The sequence below is a fragment of the Pseudescherichia vulneris NBRC 102420 genome, from assembly GCF_000759795.1.
Lineage (GTDB): Bacteria > Pseudomonadota > Gammaproteobacteria > Enterobacterales > Enterobacteriaceae > Pseudescherichia > Pseudescherichia vulneris.
The window spans coordinates 1-11,642 of sequence record NZ_BBMZ01000017.1; the positions used below are offsets into that span (position 1 = coordinate 1).

Sequence of the window (11,642 nt, forward strand, 5' to 3'; positions counted from 1 at the left end):
ATCTGGGCTGGTTCTCGCTCGATGAGGGGGATAACCAGCCGGAGCGATTCGCCAGCTATCTTGTCGCCGCCGTGCAGCAGGCGACCGGCGGACACTGCGTCTCCAGCGAGGCGATGGCGCAAAAGCGTCAGTACGCCAGCCTCCCCTCGCTCTTCTCGCAGCTCTTTATTGAGCTGGCGGAGTGGCAGCGCCCGCTCTACATCGTTATCGACGACTATCATCTGGTGACCAACCCGGTGATCCACGACGCGATGCGTTTTTTCCTCCGTCATCAGCCGGAAAATCTGACCCTTGTCGTGCTATCGCGCAACCTGCCGCAGCTGGGCATTGCTAACCTGCGCGTGCGCGATCAGCTGCTGGAAGTTAGCAGCCAGCAGTTGGCCTTTACCCATCAGGAGGCAAAGCAGTTTTTTGATTGCCGCCTGAACGCCCCGATTGAAGCGGCGGAGAGCAGCCGCCTGTGCGACGACGTGGCCGGATGGGCCACCGCCCTGCAGCTGATTGCCCTCTCGGCCCGGCAGAATAACAGCTCAACCCAGCACTCCGCCCGGCGTCTGGCAGGGATCAACGCCAGCCATCTGTCTGACTATCTGGTGGATGAGGTGCTGGACAATATCGATTCCGCCACCCGCCAGTTCCTGCTGAAAAGCTCCCTGCTGCGCTCGATGAACGATGCGCTGATCGTCCGCGTCACCGGCGAAGAAAACGGCCAGATGCGGCTGGAAGAGATCGAGCGTCAGGGGCTGTTTTTACAGCGCATGGATGACTCCGGCGAGTGGTTTAGCTACCACCCGCTGTTCGGCAGCTTTTTGCGCCAGCGCTGCCAGTGGGAGCTAGCCACCGAGCTGCCGGATATTCACCGCGCGGCGGCAGAGAGCTGGATGGCGCAGGGCTTCCCGAGCGAGGCCATCCACCATGCGTTAGCGGCGGGCGACGGCACCATGCTGCGCGATATTCTGCTGCACCACGCGTGGGGACTTTTTAACCACAGCGAGCTGACCCTGCTGGAGGCGTCGTTAAAGGCGCTGCCGTGGGAGAGCCTGCTGGAGAACCCGCGTCTGGTGCTGCTGCAAGCCTGGCTGATGCAGAGCCAGCACCGCTATAGCGAAGTGAATACCCTGCTGGCCCGCGCCGAGCAGGAGATGGATATGACGGCGGATCACGCCCTGCAAGGTGACTTTAACGCGCTGCGCGCCCAGGTGGCGATTAACGATGGCGATCCGGTAGAGGCCGAGCGGCTGGCGATGATCGCGCTTGAAGAGCTGCCGCTGGCTAACTTCTATAGCCGCATCGTGGCGACCTCGGTGCACGGCGAGGTGCTGCACTGCAAGGGACTGCTCAGCCACTCCCTCACCGTGATGCAGCAAACCGAACAGATGGCGCGCCGCCACGACGTCTGGCACTACGCGCTGTGGAGCCTGATCCAGCAGTGCGAGATCCTGTTTGCCCAGGGCTTCCTGCAGGCCGCCTGGGAGTGCCAGGAGAAGGCGTTCACGCTGATCCGCGAGCAGCACCTTGAGCAGCTGCCGCTGCACGAGTTTTTGCTGCGTATCCGCGCCCAGCTGCTGTGGGCATGGGGACGTCTTGATGAATCCGAAGCGGCTGCCCGGGAAGGCATGACCGTACTCTCTGCCTATCAGCCTCAGCAGCAGCTGCAATGTCTGGCCCTGGTGGTGCAAAACTCGCTGGCGCGTGGCGATCTGGATAACGCCCGCAGCCACCTTAACCGGCTGGAGAACCTGCTCGGTAACGGGCAGTACCATAGCGATTGGGTGTCTAATGCTGACAAGGTGCGGGTGATCTACTGGCAGATGACCGGCGATAAGCAGGCTGCCGCCCAGTGGCTGCGCCAGACGCCGAAATCAGAGTTTGCTAATAACCACTTCCATCAGAGCCAGTGGCGCAACGTTGCTCGAGCGCAGATCCTGCTAGGCGACGTAGCGTCGGCGGAGATGGTGCTGGAGGAGCTGAACGAGAACGCGCGTAGCCTGCGGCTGATGAGCGATCTGAACCGTAACCTGCTCCTGCTGAACCAGCTTTACTGGCAGGCCGGACGCAAGAACGATGCCCAGCGGGTGCTGATAGAGGCCCTGACGCTGGCGAACCGCACCGGCTTTATTAGCCATTTCGTCATTGAAGGCGAGGCGATGGCGCAGCAGCTACGGCAGCTTATCCAGCTTAACGCTCTGCCTGAGCTGGAGGGCCACCGCGCCCAGCGCATTCTGCGCGACATCAACCAGCATCATCGCCACAAGTATGCCCACTTTGATGAGCGCTTTGTTGAGCGTCTGCTGACCCACCCGGAGGTGCCGGAGCTGATCCGCACCAGCCCGCTGACCCAGCGGGAGTGGCAGGTGCTAGGGCTGATCTACTCTGGCTACAGCAACGAGCAGATCGCCGGCGAGCTGGCGGTGGCGGCGACCACCATCAAAACCCACATCCGTAACCTCTACCAGAAGCTGGGCGTCGCCCACCGTCAGGATGCGGTGCAGCACGCGCAGCAGCTATTGCAGATGATGGGCTACGGGGTCTAAGCGGTAGGCCGGGCCAACGCAGTGCCGCCCGGCGTGGTTTTTAGCAGAGTTCCAGCTGAATATTGTGGCTTTTAATCACGTCCAGCACGCCAGCAGGCGGCATCACGTCGGTATAGACCGCATCCACCATGCTGATGCTGCCCATGTTAACCATCGCGTTACGGCCATATTTAGAGTGATCCACCACCAGCATCACGTGACGTGAGTTGTCGATGATCGCCCGCTTGGTGCGCACCTCGTGGTAGTCAAACTCCAGCAGCGAGCCGTCGGTGTCGATGCCGCTGATCCCGAGAATGCCGAAGTCGAGGCGGAACTGGGAGATAAAGTCGAGTGTCGCCTCGCCGATAATCCCCCCGTCACGGCTGCGCAGTTCGCCCCCGGCCAGAATAATGCGGAAATCTTCTTTCACCATCAGCGTGTTGGCAACGTTGAGGTTGTTGGTGACGATGCGCAGGTGATTGTGATCCAGCAGCGCATGGGCTACCGCTTCCGGCGTGGTGCCGATATCGATAAACAGCGTTGCCCCGTCAGGGATCTGGCTGGCTACCTTGCGGGCAATCCGCTCCTTCTCCGCCGTCTGGGTGGCTTTACGATCGTGCCACGAGGTATTCACCGAGCTGGAGGGGAGCGCCGCGCCGCCGTGGTGGCGCAGGATCATGTTCTGATCGGCCAGATCGTTCAAATCGCGGCGAATGGTCTGCGGGCTGACGGCAAACTGCTCTACCAGCTCTTCGGTACTGACGTAACCCTGCTTTTTTACCAGCTCGATGATGGCATCGTGGCGCTGTGTCTGTTTCATTGCAATGTTCCTGAGCTTTTATGTTCGTTTTCGCGTATCAACAAAGGCCATCGCCAGCCCCACGGCCAGGCCGGTGACGTGCGCGCCGTTGGCGATAGACATGCCAAACAGATCAAACCAGCCGGCAATTAACCATATTAATGAAAAAGCTATCAGCCCGCGTGGCAAATAGACACCGCTTTGCGGGTCGCGCTCGCCACGCAGCCAGGCGTAGCCCATCAGGGCGTACACCACGCCGGAGAGGCCGCCAAACCACGGGCCGCTAAACTTGTGCTGCACATAGCCGCTGAGCAGCGCGCTGATAAGCGTGATCACAATGAGCTTGCCGCTGCCGAGGCGCTTCTCTATCGCGCCGCCGATGTACCACCACCAGAGCAGGTTGAAAAGAATATGCATCACGGAAAAGTGCATCAGAGCATGGCTGAAGTAGCGCCAGAGATCGAACCGCAGCGAGGGATCGAAAGGCCACGCCAGCCAAACCATCACCATCTGGTCGCCGAGGGTGCTCATCAGGATAAACACCAGCACGCAGAGCAGCGCGACGATCAGCGTTACCGGCCCGGCCCGCTCGCGCAGGGTGGCGAAGAAGGGGTAGCGGCGGTAGTGCAGGCCGCTATTCACCTGCCCTGACTGCCAGCTGGCCGCCAGGTAGCGCGGATCTTCCGGGTTCTGCTGGAAACGCGCCAGCTCGTCGCGCACGCGTCCGGCCTGGCTCTCGTCCGCCAGCCAGACGTCGCTGGTGTCGTGGTGTTGAATAGTCAAAACAACGCCCTGGGTTTGCATATAGTCAACAAACGCCTGGGCGACGCGCGGGTTAGCAAAGGAAGTGATCATCAACATGCTGGCGGTCGCTTTTTCCACACAAAAGAGGGCAGTATAGCGGGTTATGGCTCCGCTGACTAAAGCGTACCGTGTGCCACTTCCGCCGGGAAGTGGCGATGCCAGGCATCAAAGCCGCCGTCGACGCTGTAGACCTGGTCAAAACCCTGCTGCAACAGATACTGGGCTGCGCCTTTGCTGCTGTTGCCGTGGTAGCACATCACCATCACCGGCGTATCAAAGTCGTTCTCCTGCATAAAGGTGCTCAGCGTATCGTTGGTCAGATGAAACGCGCCGGGGGTATGGCCCATGGCATAGCTTTGCGGATCGCGAATATCGACCAGTACCGCCAGCTTCTGATGCATCTTCTGGTGGGCTTCTTCTACATTAATACACTCAAACTGATCCATTGCGCTCTCATCCAGGTTAGGTATGCACATAATACATCCTCTGATTTTACGTCTTTCCGCCAGGGAAACGCCATTATGTTATGCGTATCACTCTAAATTGTTTTTTTGATGTTACCAAAGGCGCGTTCGTTTGCTATTATGAGCGATATCGAACATTTTTGAGCTTTTACGAAAGTGCATGAGGTGAGCATGGAAACCAAAGATCTGATTGTGATAGGTGGGGGCATCAACGGTGCCGGTATCGCGGCAGACGCCGCCGGGCGTGGTCTTTCCGTGCTCATGCTGGAGGCGAACGACCTGGCCTGTGCTACCTCCTCGGCCAGCTCGAAGCTGATCCACGGCGGCCTGCGCTACCTTGAGCACTATGAGTTTCGCCTGGTGAGCGAGGCGCTGGCGGAGCGTGAGGTGCTGTTGCAGATGGCACCGCATATTGCCTTCCCGATGCGTTTTCGCCTGCCCCACCGTCCGCACCTGCGTCCGGCGTGGATGATCCGCATCGGCCTGTTTATGTACGATCATCTGGGCAAACGTACCAGCCTGCCCGGCTCTACCGGCTTGCGTTTTGGCGCAGAGTCGGTGCTGAAGCCGGAGATCGTGCGCGGATTCGAATATTCTGACTGCTGGGTTGACGATGCGCGCCTGGTGCTGGCGAATGCGCAGATGGTGGTACGTAAAGGCGGCGAGGTGTTAACCCGTACCCGAGCGACCTCGGCACGGCGCGAAAACGGTCTGTGGATCGTGGAAGCCGAAGACATTGATACCGGCGAGACGTACCGCTGGCAGGCGCGCGGCCTGGTGAATGCCACCGGCCCGTGGGTGAAACAGTTCTTTGACGAGGGGATGCAGCTGCCGTCGCCGTATGGTATCCGCCTGATCAAAGGTAGCCATATCGTGGTGCCACGCGTGCACTCGCAGAAGCAGGCCTACATACTGCAAAACGAAGATAAGCGTATCGTGTTTGTGATCCCGTGGATGGACGAGTTCTCTATTATCGGCACCACCGACGTTGAGTATAAGGGCGATGCCAAGCACGTTGAGATCGACGAGGGCGAGATTAACTACCTGCTGAAGGTCTATAACGCGCACTTTAAAAAGCCGCTAACCCGGAACGATATTGTCTGGACCTACTCCGGCGTGCGTCCGCTGTGCGATGATGAGTCCGACTCACCGCAGGCCATTACCCGCGACTATACCCTCGATATTCGTGATGACGAGGGCAAAGCGCCTCTGCTCTCCGTCTTTGGCGGCAAGCTGACAACCTACCGCAAGCTGGCCGAACACGCGCTGGAGAAGCTGACGCCGTACTACAGCGGCATCGGCCCGGCGTGGACAAAAGAGTGCGTACTGCCCGGGGGCGATATCGCTGGCGACCGTGACGACTACGCGGCGAAGCTGCGCCGTCGCTATCCGTTTATCAGCGAGCCGCTGGCACGCCACTACGCCCGCACCTACGGCAGCAACAGCGAGCTGATCCTTGCCGGTACGTCGTCTGTTGAAGAACTTGGGGAGAACTTCGGCCATGAGTTCTACGAGGCCGAACTGCGCTATCTGGCTGAACATGAATGGGTGCGCCGCCTCGACGATGCCATCTGGCGTCGGACGAAGGTAGGCATGTGGTTAAATGCGGAAGAGCAGTCGCGGGTCGCGCTGTGGCTGGCTGGCTGGGCTAAGCGTGAATTATCGCTGGCATCTTGAGTGAAACGCCGGGCGGCGGCTACGCCTTGCCCGGCCTACGTCAGATCCATCAGCCTGTAGGCCGGGCAAACGCAGTGCCGCCCGGCGTTTTTTACGGTTTTACAGGCGTATCGGCTTGATATCCCAGATTTTGTCCGCGTACTCCTTGATGGTCCTGTCAGATGAGAAGTAGCCCATATTAGCGATGTTATGCATCGCTTTAATGGTCCACTCTTCCGGCTGGCGGTAGAGCTCATCCACCCGATCCTGACAGTCAACGTAGCTGCGGAAATCCGCCAGCACCTGATAGTGATCGCCGAAGTTAAGCAGGGAATCCACCAGATCGCGGTAGCGGCCCGGCTCATCACGGTTAAACACGCCGGTGGCAATCTGCGTCAGCACGCTGTTCAGCTCTTCGTCTTTATCATAGTAGTCGCGCGGCTTGTAGCCTTGACGACGCAGCGTCTCAACCTCATCCGCCGTATTACCAAAGATAAAGATATTGTCGTCACCCACGTGCTCCATCATCTCGACATTTGCGCCATCCAGCGTGCCGATGGTCAACGCGCCGTTGAGAGCAAACTTCATGTTGCTGGTCCCTGAAGCTTCCGTTCCCGCCAGCGAAATCTGCTCGGAAAGATCCGCTGCCGGAACGATCAGCTGCGCCAGGCTGACGCTGTAGTTCGGGATGAACACCACCTTCAGCTTGTCGCCAATCTGCGGATCGTTGTTGATGACCTTCGCCACGTCGTTGATCAGATGAATAATATGCTTCGCCATGTAGTAGGCCGAGGCCGCCTTACCGGCAAAGATATTGACGCGTGGCACCCAGTCCGCGTCCGGATCGGCTTTGATGCGGTTATAACGGGCGATCACGTGCAGGACATTCATCAGCTGACGCTTGTACTCATGGATACGCTTGATCTGCACATCGAACAGCGCCTTCGGGTTCACTACCACGTTAAGCTGCTGGCCGATGTAGAGCGCAAGACGCTTTTTATTCTCCAGCTTCGCCTGGCGTACGGACTGGTTCAGCATCGGGAAGTCGATGTGCTGCTCCAGCTCGCTCAGCTGGCTAAGATCGGTTCGCCAGGTCCGCCCGATATGCTCGTCGAGCACATCCGACAGCGACGGGTTAGCCAGCGCCAGCCAGCGTCGCGGCGTGACGCCGTTGGTGACGTTGGTAAAGCGCCCAGGAAACACCTTCGCAAAATCCGCAAACAGCGACTGCACCATCAGGTTCGAGTGCAGCTCGGAGACGCCGTTGACCTTATGGCTGGCCACAACCGCCAGCCAGGCCATACGTACCCGACGGCCGTTGGACTCGTCGATGATCGAGACGCGGCTAAGCAGACCGGTGTCGTTCGGATACTGCTCCTGAACCGTCTTCAGGAAGTAGTCATTGATCTCGAAGATAATCTGCAGATGACGCGGCAGGATTTTACCCAGCATGTCTACCGGCCAGGTCTCCAGCGCCTCGCTCATCAGCGTGTGGTTGGTATAGGAGAAGATCTGGCAGGTGGCCTCAAAGGCATCATCCCAGGAGAACTTATGCTCGTCTATCAGCAGACGCATCAGCTCAGGGATCCCGAGTACCGGATGGGTATCATTGAGGTGAATAGCAACCTTATCCGCGAGGTTGGCGTAGGTCTTATGCAGCAGGAAATGGCGGTTAAGAATGTCCTGCACCGTCGCCGACACAAGGAAATACTCCTGGCGCAGACGCAGCTCACGGCCGGAGTAGGTCGAGTCATCCGGGTAGAGCACGCGGGAGACGTTTTCCGAGTGGTTTTTATCTTCCACCGCGGCAAAATAGTCGCCCTGGTTGAATTTACCGAGGTTAATCGCGCTACTGGCCTGGGCATTCCACAGCCGCAGCGTATTGGTGGCGTCGGTATCAAAGCCAGGGATGATCTGATCGTAGGCGACCGCCAGGATCTCTTCGGTCTCTACCCAGCGGGTCTTTTTCCCCTCCTGCTGGATCCGGCCGCCGAACCGCACCTTGTAACGGGTGTTGTGGCGTTTAAACTCCCACGGGTTGCCGTACTCTAGCCAGTAGTCCGGAGACTCTTTCTGGCGACCATCAACGATGTTCTGCTTGAACATGCCGTAGTCGTAGCGGATGCCATACCCGCGCCCTGGCAGGCCAAGCGTAGCCAGCGAGTCGAGGAAGCAGGCAGCCAGACGCCCCAGGCCGCCGTTGCCGAGGCCGGGGTCGTTCTCTTCGTCAATCAGCTCTTCAAGATCCAACCCCATCTCTTCCAGCGCGTTTTTGACGTCGCCATAGATGCCCAGCGCCAGCAGGGCATTAGAGAGGGTGCGGCCAATGAGAAACTCCATCGACAGGTAATAGACCTGGCGCGTCTCCTGAGAGAGCTGCGCGCGGTTTGAGCGCAGCCAGCGCTCAACCAGGCGGTCACGTACGGCGAACAGGGTGGCGTTCAGCCACTCGTGTTTATTGGCGATGGCCGGATCTTTACCAATGGTAAACATCAGCTTATAGGCAATGGAGTGCTTTAACGCCTCAACGCTGAGCGTCGGTGATGTATAGGTAAAGGGTACATTCATAAACGTGATTCCTGGTGCTCTACTTCAACCGATAATAGAGATCCCGATAGGACTGAGCGGCAACCTGCCAGCTAAAATCCATATTCATCGCCTGACGCTGAACAAAGCGCCACAGCGAAGGCCGGGACCACAGCACAAAAGCACGCCTTATTGCCCTAAGCAGCGACCAGGCATTGCTGTCTTCAAACACAAATCCGCTGGCGATACCGTCCGCCAGGTTCTCAAGCGAGCTGTCTGATACGGTGTCAGCTAGCCCACCGGTACGCCGCACCAGCGGCAGCGTGCCGTACTTCAGTCCATAGAGCTGCGTCAGGCCGCACGGCTCAAAGCGGCTCGGCACCAGAATCACATCCGCGCCGCCCATAATGCGGTGCGAGAAGGCTTCGTGATAGCCAATCTGAACCCCTACCTGCCCCGGATGCTCGGCGGCGGCGGCCAGGAAACCTTCCTGTAACACCGGATCGCCTGCGCCCAACAGGGCCAGCTGTCCACCCTGCTCCAGCAGGCCCGGCAGCGCCTCCAGCACCAGATCCAGCCCTTTTTGGCTGGTCAGGCGGCTGACCACAGCGAAGAGCGGGATCTTCTCATCGACTTTCAGACCCATCGCAATTTGCAGCTGACGCTTGTTTTCCGCCTTATCTTCCAGCGAGTCGCGGGTAAAGCGCGACGCCAGCAGCAGGTCGGTTGCCGGATCCCAGATCTGCTCATCAACGCCGTTGAGGATCCCCGAGAGGCGGCCCTCAGCGTGGCGCTGGCGCAGCAGCCCTTCCATGCCGTACGCAAACTGCGGCTCGGTGATCTCCCGCGCGTAGGTCGGGCTGACCGCCGTGATGTGGTCGGCAAAAAAGAGCCCTGCCTTCAGGAACGAGATCTGACCATTGAACTCTACGCCATTAACACTAAAGAATGACGATGGCAGATCTATTTCACTCATGTGATGAGCATAAAACATACCCTGGTAGGCTAAGTTATGCACGGTAAATACGGACTTCGCCGGATGGCCGCGGGCGGCAAGGTAGGCAGGCGTCAGTCCGGCATGCCAGTCGTGGGCATGGACAATGTCTGGACGCCAGAACGGATCGAGACCGCAGGCCATCTCGCTGCCCACCCAGCCGAGCAGGGCGAAACGCAGCACGTTGTCGGTATAGGCAAACAGATTCGTATCGTGATACGGGCTGCCGGGGCGATCATAGAGGTGTGGGGCATCAATCAGATAGATGCCCACGCCGTTATAGTGGCCGTAGAGCAGCGTGATGTGTCCGGCAAACGTCTCTCGTCGGGACACCACTTTCGCATCGGTAATACCGCGCCGAATATCAGGGAAAGCCGGCAGCAGTACGCGAGTATCAACACCACCGGCTATTTGCGCCGCAGGGAGTGCACCAAGTACATCTGCCAGACCACCGGTCTTGAGCAACGGGAACATCTCAGAACATACATGTAAAACCTGCATTCTCGCTCCTGTTAAAAACCGCTACCGTATGCGAGCGGTAGCGGTAAACCAGCGCGCGGACCCCTTCCGCGCAAGGTTATGATTTGATGCCGTCACTCTTTTAATTTGCTTAACATCTCACGCGTGACCAGCACAATGCCTTCTTCTGAACGGTAGAACCGACGGGCATCCTCTTCTGCATTTTCACCAATGACCATGCCCTCAGGTATTTTACAGGCGCGGTCAATAACGCAGCGGCGCAGGCGGCAAGAACGTCCTACCCAGACGTCCGGCAGCAGTACCGACGAGTCGATATTACAGAATGAGTTAACGCGCACGCGCGGGAACAGCACCGACTGCACCACCACCGAACCGGAGATAATGCAGCCCCCCGACACCAGCGAATTCAGCGTCATCCCATGGCTACCGGATCTATCCTGTACAAATTTAGCAGGCGGTAGCGATTCCATGTGGGTTCGGATAGGCCAATTTTGATCGTACATATCCAGTTCGGGCGTCACGGAGGCAAGATCGAGGTTAGCCTTCCAGTACGCCTCCAGGGTTCCCACGTCGCGCCAGTAAGGCTCGGCGTCCGGATCCGACTGCACGCAAGAGTGCGGGAACGCATGGGCAAAGGCCTCGCCGGATTTCGTCACTTTCGGGATAATATCCTTCCCGAAATCGTGATTAGAGGTTTCATCCTTGTCATCCTCCTCAAGTAGCTCATAGAGATACTCTGCGTCGAAGATATAGATCCCCATGCTGGCCAACGACTTGGTGTCATCCCCTGGCATGGTAGGCGGATTGGCTGGCTTCTCAACGAAATCGATTACTTTTTCGTTTTCATCGACCGCCATCACACCGAACGCCGTGGCTTCTGCTTTTGGTACCGGCAGGCAGGCGACGGTACAGCGTGCGCCCTTCTCAACGTGGTCGATCAGCATGCGCGAGTAGTCCTGCTTATAGATGTGATCGCCCGCGAGGATGACAACATATTCCGCGTTGTAGCGGCGAATGATGTCGAGGTTCTGGGTGACCGCATCCGCCGTGCCGCGATACCAGTTTTCACCGTGCAAGCGCTGCTGAGCGGGGAGGAGATCGACAAATTCGTTCATCTCTTCGCTAAAGAAGGACCAGCCGCGCTGGATATGCTGCACCAGGGTGTGCGACTGATACTGGGTGATCACGCCGATACGACGGATACCGGAGTTAAGACAGTTGGAGAGCGCAAAATCGATAATACGGAACTTGCCGCCAAAGTGAACCGCAGGCTTGGCGCGTGTGGTGGTCAAGTCTTTGAGACGCGTGCCACGCCCACCCGCCAGGATCAGGGCTACAGATTTTAATGGCAGCTGGCGCGCTAACATTAGCGGATCGTTGTTATCTAATCTAACCATGATGAACTC

The 11,642-nt window shown here is 58.4% G+C and carries 8 protein-coding genes; 2 read left to right on the forward strand and 6 right to left on the reverse strand.

Annotated elements, in window-relative coordinates:
* The coding region (gene malT, locus EV102420_RS14875) for an HTH-type transcriptional regulator MalT (RefSeq protein WP_042393156.1) at window positions 1-2,534 on the forward strand (2,534 nt) is incomplete at its 5' end.
* Between the two features lie 40 nt (window positions 2,535-2,574).
* Here the strand turns inward: malT and EV102420_RS14880 are convergent.
* From EV102420_RS14880 to glpE, 3 genes are read right to left on the reverse strand one after another with little or no spacing between them, the layout of a single operon-like run.
* Window positions 2,575-3,333, reverse strand: a complete 759-nt coding sequence (locus tag EV102420_RS14880) for a DeoR/GlpR family transcriptional regulator (protein ID WP_042393157.1) — start codon at window positions 3,331-3,333, stop codon at window positions 2,575-2,577.
* Window positions 3,334-3,351: 18 nt separating this feature from the next.
* Entirely contained in the window at window positions 3,352-4,173 is an 822-nt protein-coding gene (gene glpG, locus EV102420_RS14885) for a rhomboid family intramembrane serine protease GlpG (protein ID WP_042393283.1), read from the reverse strand.
* Between the two features lie 59 nt (window positions 4,174-4,232).
* Window positions 4,233-4,562 carry a thiosulfate sulfurtransferase GlpE gene (gene glpE / locus EV102420_RS14890; protein ID WP_042393285.1) on the reverse strand — a complete coding sequence of 110 codons (330 nt, stop codon included), beginning with the start codon at window positions 4,560-4,562 and terminating at the stop codon, window positions 4,233-4,235.
* A 189-nt stretch (window positions 4,563-4,751) separates the two neighbouring features.
* On the opposite strand from glpE, the gene glpD reads away from it, so the two are divergent.
* Window positions 4,752-6,257, forward strand: a complete 1,506-nt coding sequence (gene glpD / locus EV102420_RS14895) for a glycerol-3-phosphate dehydrogenase (RefSeq protein WP_042393160.1) — start codon at window positions 4,752-4,754, stop codon at window positions 6,255-6,257.
* A gap of 99 nt (window positions 6,258-6,356) precedes the next feature.
* On the opposite strand, the gene glgP is transcribed toward glpD, so the two are convergent.
* The 3 genes from glgP to glgC form a co-directional block, all read right to left on the reverse strand.
* Complete coding sequence (glgP, locus tag EV102420_RS14900) at window positions 6,357-8,804, reverse strand: glycogen phosphorylase (RefSeq protein ID WP_042393161.1); 2,448 nt, start codon at window positions 8,802-8,804, stop codon at window positions 6,357-6,359.
* A 19-nt stretch (window positions 8,805-8,823) separates the two neighbouring features.
* Complete coding sequence (glgA, locus tag EV102420_RS14905; RefSeq protein WP_042393162.1) at window positions 8,824-10,257, reverse strand: glycogen synthase GlgA; 1,434 nt, start codon at window positions 10,255-10,257, stop codon at window positions 8,824-8,826.
* A 92-nt stretch (window positions 10,258-10,349) separates the two neighbouring features.
* Complete coding sequence (glgC, locus tag EV102420_RS22515; RefSeq protein WP_042393164.1) at window positions 10,350-11,633, reverse strand: glucose-1-phosphate adenylyltransferase; 1,284 nt, start codon at window positions 11,631-11,633, stop codon at window positions 10,350-10,352.
* Between the last annotated feature and the right edge of the window lie 9 nt (window positions 11,634-11,642).